Below are 21480 nucleotides of genomic sequence, written 5' to 3' on the forward strand. Positions count from 1 at the left end.
TCTCATCCCTGTTCAATATTTTTTTCAAAAAGAAACACAGACACGGCTACATCCTCATCCACCTTAATATCCGAGAATAAATGAATTAGCCTTGAGCCGCATAGCTCCTCCATCCCGTCTGGAACATGATTCTCATAGAGCTTCTTGATCATATGCGTCCTTGCACTGTGCACCATCTGTACCCCTTCTGTGGTCTTGGCAATGAATTTCTCCGTTGGCGTAAAGTTCCCGTACATCTTCGTAATTGCCATGTTCTCCACAAATGTCGTGTGAATCCGCTCTGGACCCTTCCCAAAGGTATCTTTTCTAACTTTTCTCACAATCTCGTTAAAAGCAGCTTCTTTCTTCATGCAAATCCCCCAAAGATAAGAAATGAATACATCCTATTTCATTGCAGAAGTGCCGATTCTCAAGATGCAGTCTTGTTTTTTTGTCATGTAGTAGTATAATCTAATTAGTCGTAAATTTGTCAAATATTTTAGGATTGATCCATTGGTAGGTCATTGCTAATGAATTACTCCACTTTAAATGTATGGTCCGAGGTATCGGATTTTACATTTGGGGTGGAGTTTTTTTATGGCCATTTTTACGAAAATGGAAATGGCATACAGTCGAGATTGTGCATACATACGCAAGACTCTGTGCCAAGAAATCGTAAAGGAGCATCTGTATGAACGAGCAAACGATTAAGGTTGTCGTGAATGGAGGTACCTATGAGGTGTCACCAGGCGCAAATGTCATCGACGTCATTAACTTTGCCAATATCGCCCATCCACAAATTTGCCATGTTCCCGAAGTTGACCCCATCCAGACCTGTGACACCTGTATCGTTGAGATTGACGGGCAGCTTAAGCGCGCCTGCTCCACCAAGGTTCAGGCAGGCATGAACATCATCACCAATTCCCCCTCCGCCAAGGCAGCACAGACCGAAGGCATGGATCGGCTGCTGGAAAATCACATGCTATATTGCACGGTATGTGACAATAACAATGGGAATTGCAAGCTACACAACACCGTCGAGATGATGGAGGTTGAGCATCAGAAATATCCATATCGTCCCAAGGTAGCCCCCTCTGAGGTAGATATGTCGCACCCCTTCTATCGCTATGATCCAAATCAATGCATTGCTTGTGGTCAATGCGTAGAAGTATGTCAGAACCTCCAAGTGAATGAGACTCTGTCCATCGACTGGGAGGCAGACATTCCACGAGTGATCTGGGACCAAGGCTCTTCCATCAATGATTCTTCCTGCGTGAGCTGTGGTCAATGCGTTACTATTTGCCCATGCAACGCTCTAATGGAGAAGTCTATGCTGGGTGAGGCTGGATTCATGTCCGGCATAGGTGAAGAGCTGCTGAATCCGATGGTTGATCTGATTAAAGAAGTAGAACCTGGATACAGCGGCATATTCGCGATTTCCGAGATGGAAGCTGCCATGCGTGAGACCCGGACCCGCAAGACGAAGACCGTCTGTACCTTCTGCGGCGTAGGCTGCTCCTTCGAGGTCTGGACCAAGGGGCGCCATATTCTGAAAATCCAGCCTTCCCATGATGCCCCGGTGAACGCCATTTCCACCTGTGTGAAGGGTAAATTCGGCTGGGACTTTGTCAACAGTGACCAGCGCTTGACGACTCCACTCATTCGCCAAGGGGAAGAATTCGTAGAAGCTACCTGGGAAGAGGCCTTCTCCCTGATTGCTGATCGCATGGGTACGATTAAGAAAGATTATGGCTCTGACAAGATTGGATTTATCTCCTCCTCCAAGATTACGAATGAAGAGAATTATGTCATTCAGAAGCTGGCACGTCAGGTCTTCGGTACGAACAACATTGATAACTGCTCCCGGTACTGCCAATCCCCTGCATCGGATGGCCTGATGTCCACGGTAGGAATCGGCGGGGATGCAGGAACAATTCAGGACATCTCTGCTGCAGGCTTGGTTATTCTGATCGGCTGTGCACCAGCGGAAGGACATCCAGTCCTGGCAACTCGTATTAAGCGAGCACATAAGCTGCACGGGCAAAAGTTGATCGTGGCTGACTTGCGCAAGCACGAGATGGCAGAGCGGTCCGATCTGTTCATCCATCCGAAGCAAGGGACGGACTTCGTCTGGCTTAGCGCAGTGACCAAATACATCATTGATCAAGGCTGGCATGACCTGAGCTTCATTGAGAATCACGTTAATTTCTTTGCAGACTATGAGTCGGTGCTAGAGCCATACACATTGGAATTCGCTGAGCAAGAGACCGGTATTTCCAGAGCAGAATTAATCTCGATCGCCGAAATGATTCGTGATGCGGATGGAACGGCCATCTGCTGGGGCATGGGTGTCACTCAGAATATCGCTGGCTCGCATACCTCCGCAGCCATCTCCAATCTGCTGCTGACTACAGGGAACTATATGCGTTCAGGCGCCGGGGCCTATCCATTGCGAGGACATAACAATGTCCAGGGTGCATGCGATATGGGGACATTACCGCCATGGCTGCCTGGCTATCAGCATGTCTCCAATGACGAGGCACGAATGAGATTCGAGGCAGCTTACGGAACACCGATCTCTCCACTACCAGGCAAGGACAATATCAAAATGCTAGATGACATTGAGCATGGTGAAATGAAGGCGATGTATCTCGTAGGTGAGGACATGGCATGGGTTGATTCCAATGCGAACCACGTTCATGAAGTACTGGAGAAGCTGGACTTCTTCGTCGTTCAGGATGTGTTCCTGTCTACGACCGCTCAGTTCGCAGATGTAATTCTGCCAGCGGCACCTTCATTGGAGAAGGACGGTACCTTCACGAACACCGAGCGCCGGGTTCAAAGACTGTATCAAGCATTGGATTTGGTGGGCGACTCGAAGCCTGACTGGTGGATTACCACACAAATTGCCAAAGCCATGGGCTATGACTGGGGCTACACACATCCATCCGACATTTTTGCCGAGATGGCCAGCCTGACTCCATTCTTCTCTGGGTGTAGTTACGAGATGCTAGAGGACTGGGGAAGCTTCATGTGGGGCTCGGATACGGGAGAGAGCACACCACTTCTCTACACAGATGGGTTTTATTTCCCCGATAAAAAGGCACGCTTCTCACTGGTAGAGTACGTTCCGCCTGTAGAGTATCCGAAGGAATATGATCTCGTCTTGAACAACGGGCGTCTGCTAGAGCATTTTCATGAGGGGAATCTGACCAAGAAATCGAAAGGGATCAATCAGAAATTCCCTGATGTGTTCGTTGAGGTATCACCTGAGCTTGCCCATGAACGCGGCATCGAGAGCGGGTCTCTAGTTAGACTGGAATCCCCATACGGGGCGATTAAGCTCAGTGCACTAGTCACAGACCGTGTTCGGGGCCATGAAGTGTATGTGCCCATGCACTCCAACAGCCATGAAAGTGCAGTCAACCTACTGACAGGTACCGCGCTGGATGTACGCACACGGACCCCTGCTTACAAACAGACCAAGGTGCGTATGCAGATTCTGAACGTGAAGGGCGTGAACCCTCTGCCTCCGACAAATCCGCGCTACAAGAAGCGCAACCCGCAAGCAGGTGTTGAGGTAGAGCGGAAGTGGAACCGATCTGACTTCGTATCGTTGGTCAAATAGAATACCAGAGGAGGCCATTCAACTATGGCAAAACCCATCTCCATCGTCAAAAAACGCCTGCTCACAGAGGAAGAGCTGCAGGAGAAGACAATTCTCCAACTGAAACAGCAGCTCGCTGAGAGTAATGAGGCACTAGAGAAATCATTATCCATCTTAAATGAGCTCCATAACAGCGGCATACTGGAGGCTGCCGAGTCCTTGCTGCAAGCAAGAGCCAATATCGCTGAGATTGCCCTCGGGCAAGTGTCACGCCCCGAGGTGACGAACCTGATTAATCACGGAATGGCAGCGGCTGGTGCACTAACCAGCCTTGATCCTGCTTATACAAAGAGCCTTATGGATGGGCTCAAGTCCGGGATTACCGAGGCACAGACGACCACCGCAGCATCCAGCAAGACCAGTCTGTGGTCAATATCAAAATCGCTTCGCGATCCCGACATTTTACGAGCGCTAAGCTTCGGGCTCAGCTTCCTCAAGGGGCTAGGACGCTCACTTAAAAATCCGAATTCGCCGCATAATTAGTCTCTGTCTGATCAAGCTAGATTTGATCCGCAACCATAGATATTATAGGAATCCCCCTTTCTCGCATCAGCGGCAAAGGGGGGCCTATAACTCTGCTGTAATTCTGCTATCATTCTGCTTCGATTCCATTTACTACTTGAAATCTATTCAATTACTTCCTCCAGCCTGATCCTATCGTTATAAATCAACCTCTGTCGCTTCGGTAATAACATATCCCGATGAAAATGACCAAAGTACCACTGCTTATATGTCGTTCTGCCCTCCACACCGTCGAAATATGCATGCATCTCGTCCAATTCCATATGGATTCCACAGTGCTCCTTAATGTAGCTAAGGGCACCCGTCGAGCATGTATGCGTCAATATGTAGTCTACCTGCCAATTGTGCTTTTCCAAATTCTGCAGACCCTCTTCATACTCTGCCTGTGATGGCATCTCCCGTCTCCACCATGACTTCCCTTCCTTGCGATATTCAATGTCATGGGATGCTGCTCCCCCAAAGGTAAAGAACGTCTGTCCTTCTATGGTGAATACCTGACCTCGCATCAGATGAATGATGCTATCGTTGATTCTATGTATGCGCCCCCCATTCCACTGCTCGGTCGGATATGCTTCCAGCAAGTCAAAATTCTCATGATTCCCATCAATGAACAGTGTCGTGAACGGCTTGGTGTGCTGAAGCCACTTCAGCCAGTATTGATCCTCTTTGCTCCCGTCCCAGACCAGTCCAAAATCACCTGTTACAATCACATAATCATGCTTGGATAGCTCCTTCTGCTCCGGGAAATTTCTCGTATTGAAGCGCTGACCGACACTTATCGTTCCATGAATATCACCTGTGATGTAGATCATAATGAACTCCTCCCCGGGCCTAACTCTTTACCTGCCAGATGCCGATATTTAAAATTAATACCAATATCGTTATCGTAATTACATGAATTTTACGCAAGCGGGGGCTTACAAGCAATACATAGAACAGCTTATTAGCTCATATGCAGTATGAATGATGTCAGGGGGAGCACGTTAACGGATGAATACTTTGTTTATGCGTATTTTTTTATTTTTTTCCTGTCTTTTGTTAGGAGCAGGAGTCATCTTAGGACTAACGCTGTATCGCACCTCGGCACAGCTGGTAGAGCAGTCCATGGGTATGCAGGCACAAGCCGTTGCTGAACGAGCTGTACAATTGATCGATACCGCTCAATATGCACCGCTTAGCACAGGACTGAGCAAGACGAGTTATTACGAGGTGCTGCGCGATCAGCTAAGTCAGCTCCGTGAGGCTAACGGACTTAAATATTTGTACACCCTTGGTGTACGCGAGGAAAGTGGCTCTCCATCGTATTATTATGTCGTCGACGGTGCTGCTGCGGATGTGAGTGAGGATGATTTCTCTCCATATGGCTCAATCGAAGAAACGCACTATGAAGGCATGCTACAGGCCTTTAGCCAGAATGAAGCTGTCCGGGGCGAGCTCACAAGCGATGAGTATGGGGCCACAATTACAGCCTATGTACCGATCCATAGCGAGAGCGGAGAAGTCCTTGGCCTGGTGGGGGCTGATCTGGATTCGACCGCCGTCTATGAGCTGATGGCACAGAACCGGCTTACGATGATCTGGACTGCACTGGGAATTGTGTTGCTCAGTGTGCTACTGGTCTATCTGTTTGCTCATATCCTGACCCGCCCGCTGGTTAGACTCAGACAGAACATTGCTCAGGTTGGCCAAGGTGACCTGACCGTCAATGTGGAGCTTGGCTCCAAGGATGAGATTGGACAGCTGGCATGGGAGTTCAAGCGTCTGGTCACCGATACACGTGAGGTCATGAGTGGGATTCGCCAAGACTCTGATTCTCTGCTTCAAGCCGCTGAAGATGTATCGAGGCATTCACGAACTACCGCAGAAGCCAGTCAGCAGATCGTTGTGCATACTCAAGATTCAGCCAAGGGGGCCTCCGAGCAGGTCGCACGAGCCGGTGAAATTACAGCCTCCATGGAGGAGATTACACGTAGCATGCAGCATATCTCTCAGGCCGCCTCAGTCGTTGCGGACATATCCCGGGATACGACCCATAATGCTGTGAAAGGACAAGAACAAATCCATACCGCAATCGGCAGCATGGATCGAATCCATAAAGCCAATGCCCAGATGGCCAGCTCTACATCGCAGATGGAACAGTATTCGGGCAAGATTGAGTCCGTAGTGCATCTTATGAATAATATTGCCTCTCAGACGAAGCTACTTGCCTTGAATGCCAGCATTGAGGCCGCACGCTCGGGAGAGCACGGCAAAGGCTTCGCTGTCGTTGCCTCGGAGGTTCAGAAGCTTGCAGGTGAATCCGAGCATTCGTCCAGGCATGTATCCGAATTGATTGCAGAAATGACACGACAGACGGCTGTATTGGCTGACCACATGGCTGCCAGTACCACTGAAGTACAGACAGGGCTTGCAGTCATTCAGGAAGCAGGCAGATCCTTTGGTTCTATTCATGCAGGGGTCGAGAGCATGGACGAGCGACTGCATGAAGTCTCTGCAGCCTCGGAGCAGCTATCTGCAGGTGCCGAGGAGGTATCAGCCGCCATTGAGGACATGGAGCTCATCTCCCGCGACTCCTCCTTCAGCATTCAGGAAGTGTCCGCTGCGACAGTGAGCCAGCTGCAATCTATGGACGAGATGAAGGGCTCGGCAGAATCACTGCGTGAGCTATCCAGTAATCTGAACACGCTAATCAGCCGCTTCAAAATTTGAATATTTAATACATTCTCGTAGAGACGACGACTCACTCTCCCGTGGCCCATAGCTGCGATGTAGTGAATCGTCGTTTTTGTATCTATAACTTCTACTTCTATTTCACCTCAAAAGCGTCCCGAAATGCTCCGATAGTCCGTCCATCGGCTTTACGGTCCAGCACTGCGAATTCAATACGTTCAAACAAACTACCATAATTCTCATCTACAATGACCTTACGGAACCACTCTGCTACCTCCACCGGGTTATGACGGAATACGCCGCATCCGTATGCTCCGAGAATGAGTGTATCCATTCCCTGCTCTGCCACGACCGCCAGAATTCCGCGAATGCGGTTCAGCATAACTTCTGCGATGCGTTCTACATTCTCCGATTCACGCTCACGCACAACACCTGCATTAACAGCTGGAGCAGTGATCATCGACACACAATATGGCTCCTCCAGCAGCCCTCCATCATCTGCACGAAATACGGGTACCTCTGGAGAAAAGATCATGTAATCCGAATAGAGGCACGTGCCTAAGCGCTTGTTGAACTTATACATTTCCTCCATCTGTACGATGGAAGGATACAATGCTGAGGAGCGTGCAAGGCTTTCTTCCTGAGCCTGACTTCCTCCGAGAAAGCCGCCACCAGGATTTTTGGCAGAAGCAAAATTAAGGCACACTACATGCGCTCGCCCTTCCTTTGCAACCAAGCGTTGTGCTGCTTCCAGTGTTGTCTCTGCAGTCACATGAATTTCAGTAGTCCTCTCGGTTCCGTTGGCAGTTCGATTAGCAGTACTAATTGTCGCTTCCATTCGTTCTCTAATGGTCGGAAGCTCATCCGGTGCATATAATTTTGCCTCGGCAATCGTCTTGGCTATTTGCGCCTGAATCTGAATCACTTTTCCAACAGGGTGGGTATAGCCACCCTCCTCTATAATCTTGAGCGTTTCCTCTGCCCAACGTGATCGAATCACTCGTTGATGATGGGTCTGACTCATTTGGTATCACTCCATTGTAGATATAATTTGAATCCAGTAATTGATATTATATTGATATTAATTAATTGTTATTAACAATGCGATAATAATAATCCACTGAGATAAGAAAGTCAATATCCTTTAACCGCTGCAGCCCTTACAACTTGGAGCTTGTGCTCTTTTGTTCTATACCTTAAGTCAAAAACAAAGTGATTATTTCCCAGGAAAAGATCCTCAAAAGCTAGCAACATGCTGCAGTTAGGTACTGTGAGGTAATGTGATTTGTATTGCACACTTCCAGCTTACAATAATCGAATTGTTCAGCTCCGCTGAAAGCTTGTACACTCTATGATCTCTTAAAAAAACAGCCTGATCCAAAGGAGTGAGTTCCCCTTCGATCAGGCTGTTTGTCAAATTATAGAATCAGATGAACAAGTGAAGCTCACTTCTCACTTCTCCTCCATGTCCAGACGAAGACGCTTCAGTGTTGTGTGCTTAATTACCCATTGACCATCAAGCTGAACAAATGTCTCATGGTAATGCCCATAGCCACGGAATGACTTATTTGGGTTCTCTGCTGGGAATTGAACCAAATCCTCCATCGCAGAGATGACCTTCGCTTCATTTTCCGAGACAAACTCAACCTCTACACTGTGAATATGGTGCACGGAGACAGTGACATCCACCAAGTCACGAAACACCTTTACAATCGTATCGCGTCCTTCCAGGAGTGGTATGGGATTACCCTCCGTGCTGAAATCAGCTACCGCATCAGGAGCGAATACCTCACCCAGCTTGTCCCACTGCTTCGTGTCGATGTAGCGACAATATCTTGCCTTGGTATTCCTGATGTTCTCCAAGCTGATCAGTTGTTCGATCGCGGTAACAGATGATGAGTTCATGATTAGTCCCTCCGCAGTCATATTCATATTAATTCAACATTCCATATTGTACCATTATTTTAATGCTGCTTCAATGAAGCAAGGATGAACCGTATCGGATCTGCTGTAGTTGCAGCATATAGATAGGCCTACCTGAACATGTGAAGGAAGCCCTCTCCACTACCGGACGGGCTTTTGTAATGCATACAGCTCCTCTTCCAGATTAAGCATTTGCTGATCGATAACCTTGCGGGCATCGTGAATCGCACGATTATACACGTAAGGTGACAGCTCCTTCAGCATGTAGTCCAGCAGATTCTCGGCTGCAAGCTCTCCAATCTCCTCCGAACGCTCCATTTCAAAGTAATGCTGCAAGCTTTCAATTAATTGGAGCTTCTCTTCTCGTGGAAGTTGTAACGGAATCATAGGGGCATTCTCCTTCAGTGATATTTTTGACATTCTGGACTATCTTTGTAATTTCTTCACTTCATCTTGTCTTAGGTATTCAAACATTTCATTACTCTCTCTACCATATTCATTATAATGCTGCAAAGCAATAGCATGATGTCAGTCTTCCTCTATGAAAGCATAAATCATGCATTTCTCAACAAAAAAACCTTCTGTCCCCCCATTCAGGTGGACAAAAGGCTCCTGAGCACTTTCTCAGATCAAAGCAATAGCCAGCAGCGTGAACAGGCTTAAGGTTAAGATAGAGCTTCCGTAGCCATAACCATACGGATAGAATCCTGACGTGTTGACCCGACCCTTATCTTCCTTATCCATTTGTAAGTACACGTTCTCGCGGTCTACATTCACGATGACACCCTCGTAATGCTGACCATTGACGGTTATAACCCGTACGCGCTTGTTCATGCATTGCATACAATTATAATAGGCTTCTACCACTGTATCACTCCTCTCCGTATACATTGCTAGTGTATGGAAAGGAGTGCTTGGCGGTAACGGCTATGAACTATATGGCGCTTGGTGAAAGGCCTGCCAGAATTCTCCCTTTGTATTAATAAGGTTACGAATCTGAATGAATGGAATGGTAAAGGTCGGAAAGCCAGCAGCATAGGGTGCAATCTCATAGGGCTCAAAGTACAGATGTAGCGCATCCTCTGTGACATAGAAGGGCTGATCCTCTTTTATACCTGTGTAGCTATCCGGGAATACGTAAGAATATTGCGGGTCGTTGCGAATCTGCTCTCCCACGATCCTACTGAGCTCCCGTACATACGGACTGCCAGGCTTGAACAAATCCTTCAGACTATACATACGTCCATTACCCAGGTTAATGATGGCGTAGATCAATGAAGGCATACCATGTGCTGCACCAAGCGGATAGCGGTACCCTGTGAGCTCCAGTTGAAGCAGGTAATAGCGGTAAAAGGAGACCTGGAAGTCGCCTGTATACGTATAATCCAGTTTTTGATCCGAAGGCACAGGCTTGACCTGCGACAGCTCCTTGAGCCTGCGATTGAGCTTCTGTGCAGCGGTACGGTCTTGAATTCCCTCCACCTGCGGATAGTACACGAGATAGTCAGGGTTCGGATGGTATTTCTCCTCTCGCACGGCATATGGCGGTGCAAGGGGAATTAGCGTATTTTGCTGCCAGATGAGCTGACCTGCGCGCGTTACATAGCTTAATCGCTGATCTATGAACGCCTGAATCAAGCCATGCGAGACCAGCTTCACGCTCCCCTGCCCTCGAAGTCGTGGATAGCCCGGAGCCGGACGCCCCGTCAAGTCAATGAAATACGTCTCCTTGCCGTCAGTTGCAGATGCCAGTCCATCCTGATACGATTCCAATTCTGCATAGATGAAGTCTGTCAGCCTTCGCCCATTCCAGTCCGCAATGGCATAATATGATCCCAGGAAGGGCTGCGAAGGATCGACAGCCCTTCCCAAAGCCAGCCGTCCTGCATCCAGATTGCGAATATCGTTGTATTCCGGCTGCACAATGTATCTGCCCTGTCGGTCGATGACACCATACAGGTACTCTCCATCCTCTGACGTATTTACGATAGCCCTCCCTTGCTGAAACGGCATCGCGAACGTAAATATAGGCTGAATCACGACATCCCCACGCTCATTAATATATCCATATTTCCCGGCTTCCTCCTGCTGGAAGGACATTAATCCGTCCGAATAGGGACCGACACTTGGATAGCTATATTCGTGCAGCTTGGTTCCATCCTTCTGAATCAGTACATATGCCCCGGCTGGCAACTTCACAATCGCACGATCCTCTTGAAAATCATAAGCTTCTTCATACTGAGCTGGAATGACTTCGTGGCCTGCGCGGTCCAGATAACCATAACGTATCTGCTCCTGACCACCTGCACCTGGCACCTGAATTGTGTCGCTAAAGACAGCTCTGCCATTTTTGACTGCGTTAATGTACGAGTAGGCTCTGCGGGTAATAATGTTCCCCTGTTCATTCATTAATCTGTAGCCTCTGGCGTCGGATACGACGGCAAGACCCTCGAAAAAGGGACCGATTGAGTCATACACAGGCTGGACCACGAATTGAGCTGCCGCATTAATCAGTCCATATTTATTGCGCTTGCTGACCACAGCCAAACCATGATCAAAATCTCGGGCATCATCAAATTGCGGCTGAATGGTAAGCTGCCCCGTCTGGTTCATATAGCCCCACTTCAGACCCTCTGTCGTCTTGAGTGACACCGGATATAAGCCCACCGTTCGCCAAAAGCCCTCCTGATAGCCAGCAGTCAGTATCCATTGCTCCAGACCAAGCAAGCGACTTCTGGACGTGGCAGACTGTGACAGCGTTAACGTCCTGCCCACGGTATGTAGCGCTGACTGCAGTGCTCCAGTACGGAGCTGCGCATCAGCCAGATAATAGCCGTACACAGGTTCATCCGGATAGGCTTGCTGTAGCTCTTCATAGTAGCGGATGACCTTCGGAAAGTACGCCGGGTAGGCATCCTGAGCTGCCACAAGCCCGCTGCCAGACCAACGGAAAATATCAACACGATAGGCCGATTCAGTCTCATGAAGCCATAGAGCCAGCTCCGCCACTCCATCAGAACCATATCCGCCAGCCATGTCCTCCACATCCATATGACTGAATTGGATCGGACCTGGTGTAATATCCCTAAGTCCCGCTTCATCGTAATCGTAGACCGAGAGCAGGCAACGATTAGTATGAGTGCGCCAGCCTACAAGCAGCTGCGGCCGCCCTGCACCAATCAATGGAGCAGCGGTGAGTGCAGATACTGCATATCCAGGTCCAGCGAGGTGACCTGTCTGTCTCCAGCTACCACCGTTATTCACCAGCACCAATACATACAAGCTGCCATTCCAGCGATAGACCGCGGCAATATCAGCCTGCCCACTGCCCCTGAGATCCGCAGGCAGAATCGCAGCTTGACCATCAAGTCTCTCCACGTTCATTAGTTCACCGCCATGAGGCACGTAACTCATGACCAGCTCTGACCATGACCATTGGTTTAATGTCATATTCGTTCTCGCCCCTTCACATACATTCATCGCCTAATCGTATGCAGCGAATGGACAAATATGCGAATAAGCCCGCAATTGTTATGACAGGCTGATCAGAGACAATATTCAAGTATTAAAAAAAGGTTGTTATAAGAATTTACCTTATAACAACCTGCCTGTATCAAGAAAACTTGCTGCTTGATCAGTCCTCACAACGTGCTTACTTGTATAGTGAAAACGTACGCGTGAGAATGGGAACGCTTCACCTAAGCTTTGGCAGGAGCCTCTGCATCAATGGAGGTCTGGCCCCCTGCATTTCCCTTAGTGGCACCACTATTCATACTGCCATTCTGATTATTTTTGTATTTCGCCCAGTAGGCCGTCAGGATTGGCACCAGAATGGAGGTCACGATGACCGATGCTGCTACGAGTGCTGTCGCAGATTGTGCCGCTGGCATGAATTCTGGCTTCATCGTAGCGACGATCATTGGATTGGCTACGGCTGCTCCTGCTGTACTGGAGGCTGCAAGTCCTGCAGTACCATTCCCGCCACCAATGAAGCGATCTGCGAGCATCAGTGGAATGCCTGTTACAATGATAACTGCTATACCTAGCAGAATACCAAGGATGCCGGTCTGAAGGATGACACTGAGGTCAATCGAGCTTCCCAGAGCAAATCCGAAGAAAGGAATCAAGGTCTGTGTAGCTTTGCCGAAGAAGGTTCTAAAATCATGATCCACATTCCCCAGCAAGAACCCTACGAGGAAAGGTAATACTGCCCCTACAAATGCATGTGGTTCGAATACCGCCATACCTGTACTTCCCAGAATCAGCATCGTTACGAGCGGTCCGGATTCCAATGACATCAGCACGAACGCGCCTGCTTCTTCTTTTGTGCCATATTGATTCATGATGGAGGCATACAGCCCGCCATTCGTCATATCCATAGCCGCAATCAAGGCCAGTACAGATAGTCCGGCGAAGAATCCGGTCTGAATTCCGCCTACTGGCAGGAACTGGGCAGCAATGATAGCCACCACCCATGCCACCGCGATTTTGGTTAAAACAAGCGTACCCGATTTGCGCAGCACTGTACCCGTAGCCCTTACATCGATGGAGGCGCCCATACAGAAGAACCATACGGCCAGAATAGGCACGGTACCTGTCATGAGTCCATTCGTAAAGGAACCGAAATAGGCACCCGACGTTGGCCAGAAGGTATGGATTATGGCCCCTATGAACAGCGGCACCAGCATCATGCCGCCAGGAATCTTGTCAATTTTCTTCTTAATGTTCATACATTGATCTATCCTTTCTGTATGCTCCATCCCATTTGTTCTTTATAAGATGAAGCCAAGCTTTAGTTAAAGCGGTATCATTTTCGACTTAGGCCAAGCTCCGGGATCAGTCGCGCGAACAAATCATGATATTCCTTCAGTTGACTACCGAAGCTCTCGCTATCTCTAACCATTAATCCCAAGCCATTTTGTCGCATTCGTTCCCGAAAGATCGGGTCCTCGGTCGCCTGCATGAATGCTTGCTCCAGACGATCCGTAATTTCCTGAGGCGTTCCCTTCGGAACGGCCAGCCCCCTGAGTGTTCCAATGAATTCAAATCTTACGCCAGTGGCCTCATAAAGAGTCGGCACCTTAGGAAGCGCTTCCGAGCGTTCGGCCGTGTTCACAGCCAACGTACGAAGCTGCCCTTGTTCAACTAGAGATTTCACTTCGGCAGGGCTAACTGGAACCGCATCCACAAAGCCGCTAGCCAAAGCCGATACTGCTGGACCGGCCCCTTCATAAGGGATGTGTGTAAACGTAACGCCGCTTTCTTTCTCCAACGTGGCAGCCGCTAGGTGCCAGATACTACCTGTCCCGGCGTTTCCCATCTTCACCTCTCCGGGATGTGTTTTTGCATACTCCAGAAACGCCGCAGCTGTCGTCCATGGCGCATCTGCACGAACCGTGATGGCAGAAGGATCAAAATTCGTCTGGGCAATCGGCTCGAATTTCTCATAGGTAATGGGCAGCAATCCCATATGGGGCAGCGTCGTCAGCTCAGCCACCAGATACGTTACCGTATAACCATCTGGTCGGGCATTCGCTCCCTCCATAAGCCCGATCGCTCCGCCTCCCCCCGTCCGGTTCACCACGATAATCGGCTGATCCAGATACTTCTCGGCAGCCTCAGCCAGTGCTCTGGCCGTGATGTCAGTCCCACCACCGGCAGCATAAGGCACGACCAATGTGATAGGTTTGTTGGGAAAGGAAGCCGCGTCACGTTGCACAGCATCCGAAGAAAATTTGCTGCTGGGTAGCATCATTATAACGATCATTAGCAAAACGATACCTGCTCCTGCAATTACTATATACTTTCGCCATCCATGCCCTTTCACTGCCATCCCCTCTTTTCTGTAGGGTCACCTCCGTCTCTTCATGGTCTGCTTCAAGAGGATATCATTCCCTATGGGCTCTGAATCCTGCAGTCGACATTCGTCAGGCGAAGCGCTTATCTCACCTGAAGTGTACCGTAAGAGACGGTGTGCAATCTATCGTATAATCTTATTCCTGATCGTCAAAAACCCCGGCGTTATCGGCATTTGGAGGATCTGCATATCCGCTGGAGGATTTGAAGGTCTCTCTGTACTTGCCTGGTGTAACTGATTTCTGCTTGCGGAAGGTGCGAATGAAGCTGTTCTCATTCTGGTATCCGACCAGCCCGGCAATGTCTGCAATCTTCAGGCTAGAATCCTGCAGCAACTCGCAGGCTTTTTCAATCCGAAGGTTCGTCAGATAATCATAGACGGTGCTTCCCGTCTCCTCCTTGAAGATACTACTGACGGATGAGATGCTCATGCGCACAGCATCAGCAATATTTTGCAGACCGATATTCAGATGCAGATTGTCCTTCATATATTGGATCATTTCCTGCACAAGCTTGTACTCTCTGGATTCACTATGAGCAGTCATATGACCAGATAAATACACAGCTGCTTGTGATAACATAATCTCAATCTCCGAAAGGGTCATGGTCCCTACCTGATTCGTGCTGTAGTGTGCAAGCTCGGACGGCAGCTCAATGCGCTGCAGCTCGGTGAGCTTCAGTAGATCCTGAACCAGCATGTCAGCTGAGATATAGACAACGGACGGTTGAATTCCGTTTTTTCGAATATACTCAGCCCACTGCTGAATCCAGCTCACACAGGCCTCCATATCACCAGATTTCAAGCTGGTATTCATACCGACTCGCCAGGAATCATCCAGAATGCTGCGTGGGTATTCGCCTGTCGGATAGGGAAGGGTCGCATATTCCATAATCGTTCCATAGCCCTCATACAGTCGATAGGAGAGTGCCTCTCTGGCTTCCTCATAAGACTGGTTAATTTGATACACATCCGCTACTGGACTGCCTACTCCAATTGAAATGGTCACATGCAGGTACTCCTGAACCGTCACAATCATGCGCTGCGCATCCTCCAGTAACGAAGGCGCATGTTCTGCCTCTCTTGGCTGAACCACAATGACATAATGATCCTTCTCCGCGGCAATGCTGACTGCTCTCCAGGAGGACATTAGCATTTCCAGAATAATATTATGCAAGGCGTACTTGAGCAGCATCTGATCCTCTTCCCTGTACTCATTGGTCCACTGCCAATAACGGTCAATCGACAGCACCAAGACAGAGAGTGGTCCTTCCTCCCAATCCTGGAAGTAGTGCTGCCATTTTGTGCGAACCTCCTGTAAGCCAATGCTCTTGTTCAGGATGTCCTGCACATATTTGGAGCGGAGCTCGGGCAGGCTGCGTTCAGCCACAAGTGACTTCATCTGATATTCGCCCACCCATTTACCAATGATTGGCTCCAGTTCATAGAGATTCACTTGCCGACTCCCACGCTCCCCCGGATTCAAGAGCTGCTGGATTCTTCTGACCGGTCGAAGGGCCGCATAATTATAGTAATAAATCGCTGAGCACCCAACCACAATCGAGAGCAACGATAAGAAGAGCATCATGTTCCGGGCCAGATTCACACTTTTCAGCATCTGATCCATCGGCACCAAAGATACCAGACGCCATCCTGTCACATCCGAGAAGGTCTGATTCGCCATGTAGGCTAGCCCATCTACCTCTACATAGGTGAACGGGTTCACGTCAAGCTCACGAATGACATGCTGCATGTCTTCCAAAGGCACACTTGTATTCAGCTTTGGGTAGATCAGCTCATGATCCAGATTGAACACATATTGATGGCTGGGGAGATGCGTGTACATTTTGGAGAAAAAACGATCATAGTCCATGTTCACCATAACTGCACCAATGATGCGGCCTTGATCTACGATGGGTCTCACTAGCGACAGCAGCTCCACCTGCCCGGGCGTCTGCGCTTCACCGGTCCATCTCCGCTCAATCAGCAGGGGCTTACTGTTAATCTCTTGAATCCACGGAATCCAGCTTTGATCGGCCGCATCGCTCCAGCGTGATATATAGCCCTCTTCGCTGGAGAGCAGAGCCTCTTCCTGAAGGGAGATAATATATGCCGAATGGATGTCCTCTTCGCTTGATAGTGCTTTCAATAAGGAAAGCTCCTGCTCGGATGAAGGAGGCATACCACTAGACATCGCCTGAACATATGAAATGACGGCTGGCTGAAACGCCAGGTCTACGGCTTTGCTATCTGATTCCCTGAAGGCACGATTCGTGACGTCCAGATTAATTTGAAGCAACTCCACATTAGGGGTGTTCAGCTCTGTATCCATACCTTTTCTATAGTTGTTATACGAGAAGAGACCAATCAGCGTAATAAGCAGCGAGACGGTCAGCGTCAGAAGCAGGATTAGCCTGGTCTGCTTATTCTTGAACATGAATTTCAACTTCAAACGAAGCATGGTGTATCTCATCCTTCCAGCCTTGAGCATGTATTGCAATTGCATAAGCATACTGCAATTTTTATTAAAAAATGCTTGCCTGTACGAAGGCATAGACATCGCAATGCAGTATACGAAAAATGCATCATATACTAACTTACACACACAGTATCTCTCATCCTGCATTGTAAGACATTAAAATTTAAATATCAGTGTTCTTTTTAACAGATCCTCCCCTTCTGCCCGCTCATGTCATATACAAATAGTTACTTAACACTCTGGCGCGTCACATAACAGCGAATCATCTGCCCGAACGTCGATAAATCTGTCTGGATCCTGACCAAATGCTCACAAACCCGGCCATTTAGCCGATATTAATTATGACTGGCAACATCATTTCATACAGACTAAAGAAGGCGATGACTTGGACATTTACTCCCAATTTATACGAAAAACAGTTCTGAATTATATTGTTGGATCATTCATCGCCGTGATGTTCACGGGCTTGTTTTTTATATTTGTAGCTATAAAAATGCCTGTAAAAGAAGCACTATTCTTAATGACCGTTCTGATGCTGTCCTTAGTAATAATGATTTCAGTGGAGCTTGCTGTATTTTTTCGACATCTGCATCCGATTCGCAGAATTTATCGTGAAGGCTCTATTCCCTCTTATGAGGAGCTACGGAAAGCTTACATTCAGACCCATCGCCTTCCGCTGCTGGCGATCAAGCGCATTGTACTGCCACATATGATGGGGCTGATGATTCCTGGAATATTGTTGACGTATCTGTCCATCTATATGAAGTGGATTCATGTTCCCTACAGCTATCTGGTGCTTGCCATTGTCTGTGCTCCCGTCGTAGCAGGTATGCATGCATTTATTGAATTCTTCCTGACGTCTCATGCGATCATTCCAGTGGTCAACCACATTCGCAGCATGGCTTACAACCTCTATGGTAAGGATTTGTCTCTAGAAGGCTCGGTTCTGATTTCGGTCCGCAAAAAATTTCTGTATAGTGCCTTTCTGATCGGCACCTTTCCATTATTTCTGTTCAGTATTGCAGGCTATATCCGTCAGGACTATCTGGATCAATATAACTTTATGAGCTATTGGGAATGGACGACTATCTTCCTCGTAGCAGGAGCGATCTTCTCATCCTTCGGTGCATGGGTACTGTCCAGGGACATACAGCATCCGATTCGCAACATCACAGCCTCCATGAGAATCGTTCAGCAGGGGAAGCTGGATCATCTAACCCCCGATATTTATTCGGATGAATTCTCCCAGCTGGTAGCCGGCTTCAACCACATGGTCAGAGCCTTGAAGAATCGGGAGGATATGACCAAGCTGCTCATTCAGAGCTATTTTACTACCCTTGCTACTGTGCTGGATGCCAGAGACCCCTATACGGCAGGGCATTCCAAGCGTGTGGCACATTATTCCCATGAGATCGGCAAGCTGGCTGGCTTGACAGACCAGGAATTGGATACCCTTCGCAAAGCTGCGCTGCTCCATGACATCGGCAAGATCGGGATTCGCGATACCGTGCTGCTCAAGGAGGGCAAGCTTACCGATGAAGAGTTCGAGATTATCAAGCAGCATACCGTGCTAGGTGAGAAAATCCTGCTGCAGATCGAGCCAGCTGATGCGATGGTTGAGATTTTGCCGGGAGTACGCTCTCACCATGAGCGCTATGACGGGAACGGTTACCCCGATCGTCTGGCGGGGAACAGCATTCCTGTAATGGGCCGCATTATCGCCATCGCAGATGCTTACGATGCAATGACCTCGAATCGTACCTACCGTCAAGGAATGACGGAAGAGAAGGCTCTGAGCATTATGCTGGAAGGAAAAGGTACTCAGTGGGACCCGTATTTTACAGGTCTGTTCATTGCCAACTTTGAGCGGATTCGATTGGAGCATGAGGATAAAGGAAGCTCTCCTGCGAGTAAACATGCTACAATGTAGGCAAAGTGGCATTTTGCATGTGTACGCATCACAAATATAGGTTCAGACAAGCCTGACTTGCTAGAGCCTACCGGCTCTCTTCGTGTCTGCTGACTTTAGCTCGAATGCTGCAGCATGCCCAAAATGCCAGATTCTATGAGCATGAGTAGCTCGTAAAGGGCGGTGTAGATGTATGATTTATCTAATCAAATGGTTGTATAGCTTCGTACTTCCCCCGGGATTGTTCGTGATCTTATTACTAGGCATCAGCATCTGGATATGGAAAAAACAACGCCGAGCAGCTATTACGCTACTCGGCGTTACCGTGTTGCTGTATGCTTCCATGATTCCGTTGACTGGTGATCTGCTCGTTGGTACCCTGGAGCGGCAATATGCTCAGCCACAGGAAGCTCAGGGTGATATTATTGTCGTACTTGGTGGTGGTGCCACGCAAGGTACTCCCGATGTTGATGGGGAAGGGAATATGCTGGGATCAGCAGCGAATCGACTGCTAACCGCAGCAAGACTATATGAACAGACAGGCCTGCCGATCCTGTTCTCTGGCGGTCAAGTATTCCCGGACAGTGGGAATGAAGCAGACATTGCCCGTAGACAACTGCTCGGCCTGGGAGTTCCTCCGCAGGACATTTACACAGAGAACCGCTCCCTGAACACAGAACAGAATGCTAGCTATTCAGCCATCTTGCTTCAGGAGGAAGGCTTTCAGCGGCCCATACTGATCACTTCAGCTTTTCATTTGCCGCGGGCCGTTCTACAATTCGAGCGGGCAGGCATAGAGGTGACGCCCTTCCCGACAGACTATCTCGCAAGCCAGCCGCAGCGCTGGTATGCAGGCAAGTTCTCGCCATCACCCGGCGCTTCATCCGTGATAGGGACTGCCTTAAAGGAGTATTTGGGTATAGCCGCGCTGAAGCTGAAGGACTAACACACATGGACCCCATTAAAATGTGTGCATAGAGCCGCTGCAAGCGGGGAGCCTTGTCGACCACTGTTAAGCTGCTGTTCTTTCGAACGAAGTTGATTAGTTGATGAACAGCGAGCTTTAAGGTGGGCAATCCGTTTCTCTAGGGCTTCCACGCTTTCCGCTAGACATACTCTCTGCAAATCATTCACACCTGAAATCGTATGCGTTCATAATAATAGTCTGCCGTATCATCGTGCTACAGTGATTTGGCTGTAGCTGTAATACACCATGTCCTCTCCATCGTAGTTCTGAGCAACTGAAATAACCCCTGCCCTCAGTTGAAGTGTATACCGAGCGTAGGGGTTATTTGGGATAGGTCACACAATTCTACGGCCATACTGTATGGATCTTATACCTTGTACGGCCATATATATGTTGTACCGCATATTGTATGAAACCTGCAGGCAATTAGTCCAGAACTCCTGCGCGTGGCGTCACGCCGAATGCTTTTGCCAGGTCCAGGAGCTCCTGCTTCGTGATTCTTTGCTTGATCTCGTGGTGGGCAATCAGCATATAGATCTGGGCTGCCTTCTCTACAGTCTCAATCAGTCCAAAGGCTTCATCAATCGAGCTTCCTGTGCCGAAGATCCCGTGCTGTGGCCACAAGACTACACGATGGTCCTTCATCTTGCCTGCCGTAGCACGCCCGATCTCGCTCGAACCGGGAACCATCCAAGGAATGACGCCGATTCCGTCCGGGAATACCACTACACATTCGGTGCACATCTCCCACAGCGTTCTCGTCAGGAGGCGTTCGTCCAGATCATGAATGAACGTCATAGCAATGACATTGGTCGCATGCGTATGAATCACGACCCGGTGTGTAGGATCAACCTTCAGTCGCTCAATGTGACTCATGAAGTGCGAAGCCAATTCACTCGTTGGCACACTGCCGTTGCCGAAGCCCCACAGAATCTCCAGCTTCTGTCCATCAGACGAAACGCGCAGCACTCCTAAGTTCATCTCGGGTGCAGCCAGCATGTTCTTGAAATATTTCCCCGAACCTGTCACCACAAAATACTTGCCCGCCAACTCAGCTACTGGAAAAGCAGGCTCAATTGTCCGAATTACATGATGGATGTCTAAGTAGCTGCTTACCGTCTCCTCATCCAGCAGCCAGCTGATATTACCGCCGTTCCGCTCGTCCCAGCCTAGACTCCACATATCATATGCGATGCCGGCCATTTCCTGAATGAACGGTACGTCGGCAGCATTCACTTCCTTATAGCTTACTTGTCCCATCTTGATCCACTCCTTAAATCTTATATTTTAAAAAGTAAAAATAAATACAGATAAACAATACCTTTTTCACTTTCATCCTACTGCTATATTTTTGTTCAGTCAATAAAACAACACACATAAATTCGTTTTTATTTTTATTTTTCTTTATTTAGTTCTGATTTCAGACAAATTTAATCCTAGAAGCTCATGTGAATGCTACCGATTTACAACTTTATCCTTTTCGGCTTACAATACAACAAGCAATACCGCC

At 48.6% G+C, this 21480-nt stretch carries 16 protein-coding genes; 5 read left to right on the forward strand and 11 right to left on the reverse strand.

Features of this window, described 5'->3' with window-relative positions:
• Window positions 1–2: 2 nt before the first annotated feature.
• Entirely contained in the window at window positions 3–350 is a 348-nt protein-coding gene (locus D328_RS0109600) for a DUF2294 domain-containing protein (RefSeq protein WP_018884779.1), read from the reverse strand.
• A 320-nt stretch (window positions 351–670) separates the two neighbouring features.
• Here D328_RS0109600 and fdhF point away from each other — a divergent pair, with 320 nt between their 5' ends.
• Together fdhF and D328_RS0109610 are read left to right on the forward strand one after the other, a co-directional pair.
• Entirely contained in the window at window positions 671–3607 is a 2937-nt protein-coding gene (fdhF, locus tag D328_RS0109605) for a formate dehydrogenase subunit alpha (RefSeq protein WP_018884780.1), read from the forward strand.
• Window positions 3608–3631: 24 nt separating this feature from the next.
• Window positions 3632–4129 carry a DUF1641 domain-containing protein gene (locus D328_RS0109610; protein WP_018884781.1) on the forward strand — a complete coding sequence of 166 codons (498 nt, stop codon included), beginning with the start codon at window positions 3632–3634 and terminating at the stop codon, window positions 4127–4129.
• 143 nt (window positions 4130–4272) lie between these two features.
• On the opposite strand, the gene D328_RS0109615 is transcribed toward D328_RS0109610, so the two are convergent.
• On the reverse strand, window positions 4273–4980 hold the full coding sequence (locus D328_RS0109615) for a metallophosphoesterase (RefSeq protein ID WP_018884782.1): 708 nt from the start codon (window positions 4978–4980) through the stop codon (window positions 4273–4275).
• Between the two features lie 178 nt (window positions 4981–5158).
• Here D328_RS0109615 and D328_RS0109620 point away from each other — a divergent pair, with 178 nt between their 5' ends.
• Window positions 5159–6877 carry a methyl-accepting chemotaxis protein gene (locus D328_RS0109620; RefSeq protein WP_018884783.1) on the forward strand — a complete coding sequence of 573 codons (1719 nt, stop codon included), beginning with the start codon at window positions 5159–5161 and terminating at the stop codon, window positions 6875–6877.
• Window positions 6878–6974: 97 nt separating this feature from the next.
• Here the strand turns inward: D328_RS0109620 and D328_RS0109625 are convergent, their stop codons facing one another.
• The 8 genes from D328_RS0109625 to D328_RS0109660 form a co-directional block, all read right to left on the reverse strand.
• Window positions 6975–7862, reverse strand: a complete 888-nt coding sequence (locus D328_RS0109625; protein ID WP_018884784.1) for a TIGR02452 family protein — start codon at window positions 7860–7862, stop codon at window positions 6975–6977.
• A gap of 428 nt (window positions 7863–8290) precedes the next feature.
• Window positions 8291–8743, reverse strand: coding sequence for a nuclear transport factor 2 family protein (locus tag D328_RS0109630; protein WP_018884785.1), 453 nt, complete (start codon window positions 8741–8743; stop codon window positions 8291–8293).
• Window positions 8744–8902: 159 nt separating this feature from the next.
• Window positions 8903–9148 carry a DUF2164 domain-containing protein gene (locus D328_RS0109635; protein ID WP_018884786.1) on the reverse strand — a complete coding sequence of 82 codons (246 nt, stop codon included), beginning with the start codon at window positions 9146–9148 and terminating at the stop codon, window positions 8903–8905.
• Between the two features lie 237 nt (window positions 9149–9385).
• On the reverse strand, window positions 9386–9604 hold the full coding sequence (locus D328_RS0109640; protein WP_233426186.1) for a hypothetical protein: 219 nt from the start codon (window positions 9602–9604) through the stop codon (window positions 9386–9388).
• 84 nt (window positions 9605–9688) lie between these two features.
• A complete protein-coding gene (locus D328_RS0109645; RefSeq protein ID WP_018884788.1) occupies window positions 9689–12211 on the reverse strand; it encodes a WG repeat-containing protein in 2523 nt (840 codons plus the stop codon).
• A 248-nt stretch (window positions 12212–12459) separates the two neighbouring features.
• Window positions 12460–13491: a 2-keto-3-deoxygluconate transporter gene (kdgT, locus tag D328_RS0109650; protein ID WP_018884789.1), complete on the reverse strand. Its 1032-nt coding sequence runs from the start codon at window positions 13489–13491 to the stop codon at window positions 12460–12462.
• 77 nt (window positions 13492–13568) lie between these two features.
• The gene (locus D328_RS0109655) at window positions 13569–14516 is read right to left on the reverse strand and encodes a tripartite tricarboxylate transporter substrate binding protein (protein WP_404821505.1); all 948 of its coding nucleotides are present in this window, start codon (window positions 14514–14516) and stop codon (window positions 13569–13571) included.
• Between the two features lie 238 nt (window positions 14517–14754).
• Entirely contained in the window at window positions 14755–17076 is a 2322-nt protein-coding gene (locus tag D328_RS0109660) for a helix-turn-helix domain-containing protein (protein WP_018884791.1), read from the reverse strand.
• 403 nt (window positions 17077–17479) lie between these two features.
• Here D328_RS0109660 and D328_RS0109665 point away from each other — a divergent pair, with 403 nt between their 5' ends.
• Together D328_RS0109665 and D328_RS0109670 are read left to right on the forward strand one after the other, a co-directional pair.
• Window positions 17480–19024, forward strand: coding sequence for an HD domain-containing phosphohydrolase (locus D328_RS0109665; protein WP_018884792.1), 1545 nt, complete (start codon window positions 17480–17482; stop codon window positions 19022–19024).
• 172 nt (window positions 19025–19196) lie between these two features.
• Complete coding sequence (locus D328_RS0109670) at window positions 19197–19949, forward strand: YdcF family protein (RefSeq protein ID WP_018884793.1); 753 nt, start codon at window positions 19197–19199, stop codon at window positions 19947–19949.
• A 447-nt stretch (window positions 19950–20396) separates the two neighbouring features.
• On the opposite strand, the gene rhaD is transcribed toward D328_RS0109670, so the two are convergent.
• Window positions 20397–21230 (reverse strand): rhamnulose-1-phosphate aldolase, encoded by an 834-nt coding sequence (rhaD, locus tag D328_RS0109675; protein WP_018884794.1) that lies wholly within the window; start codon window positions 21228–21230, stop codon window positions 20397–20399.
• Between the last annotated feature and the right edge of the window lie 250 nt (window positions 21231–21480).

The sequence above is a fragment of the Paenibacillus massiliensis 2301065 = DSM 16942 genome (assembly GCF_000377505.1).
Classification (GTDB): Bacteria; Bacillota; Bacilli; order Paenibacillales; family Paenibacillaceae; genus Paenibacillus; species Paenibacillus massiliensis.

Bases quoted from the DNA above. Each gene is read 5' to 3' on its own strand.
- D328_RS0109600 (WP_018884779.1), bottom strand. From the start codon at position 350: ATGAAGAAAGAAGCTGCTTTTAACGAGATTGTGAGAAAAGTTAGAAAA.
- fdhF (WP_018884780.1), top strand. From the start codon at position 671: ATGAACGAGCAAACGATTAAGGTTGTCGTGAATGGAGGTACCTATGAG.
- D328_RS0109610 (WP_018884781.1), top strand. From the start codon at position 3,632: ATGGCAAAACCCATCTCCATCGTCAAAAAACGCCTGCTCACAGAGGAA.
- D328_RS0109615 (WP_018884782.1), bottom strand. From the start codon at position 4,980: ATGATCTACATCACAGGTGATATTCATGGAACGATAAGTGTCGGTCAG.
- D328_RS0109620 (WP_018884783.1), top strand. From the start codon at position 5,159: ATGAATACTTTGTTTATGCGTATTTTTTTATTTTTTTCCTGTCTTTTG.
- D328_RS0109625 (WP_018884784.1), bottom strand. From the start codon at position 7,862: ATGAGTCAGACCCATCATCAACGAGTGATTCGATCACGTTGGGCAGAG.
- D328_RS0109630 (WP_018884785.1), bottom strand. From the start codon at position 8,743: ATGAACTCATCATCTGTTACCGCGATCGAACAACTGATCAGCTTGGAG.
- D328_RS0109635 (WP_018884786.1), bottom strand. From the start codon at position 9,148: ATGATTCCGTTACAACTTCCACGAGAAGAGAAGCTCCAATTAATTGAA.
- D328_RS0109640 (WP_233426186.1), bottom strand. From the start codon at position 9,604: ATGCAATGCATGAACAAGCGCGTACGGGTTATAACCGTCAATGGTCAG.
- D328_RS0109645 (WP_018884788.1), bottom strand. From the start codon at position 12,211: ATGACATTAAACCAATGGTCATGGTCAGAGCTGGTCATGAGTTACGTG.
- kdgT (WP_018884789.1), bottom strand. From the start codon at position 13,491: ATGAACATTAAGAAGAAAATTGACAAGATTCCTGGCGGCATGATGCTG.
- D328_RS0109655 (WP_404821505.1), bottom strand. From the start codon at position 14,516: ATGATGCTACCCAGCAGCAAATTTTCTTCGGATGCTGTGCAACGTGAC.
- D328_RS0109660 (WP_018884791.1), bottom strand. From the start codon at position 17,076: ATGCTTCGTTTGAAGTTGAAATTCATGTTCAAGAATAAGCAGACCAGG.
- D328_RS0109670 (WP_018884793.1), top strand. From the start codon at position 19,197: ATGATTTATCTAATCAAATGGTTGTATAGCTTCGTACTTCCCCCGGGA.
- rhaD (WP_018884794.1), bottom strand. From the start codon at position 21,230: ATGGGACAAGTAAGCTATAAGGAAGTGAATGCTGCCGACGTACCGTTC.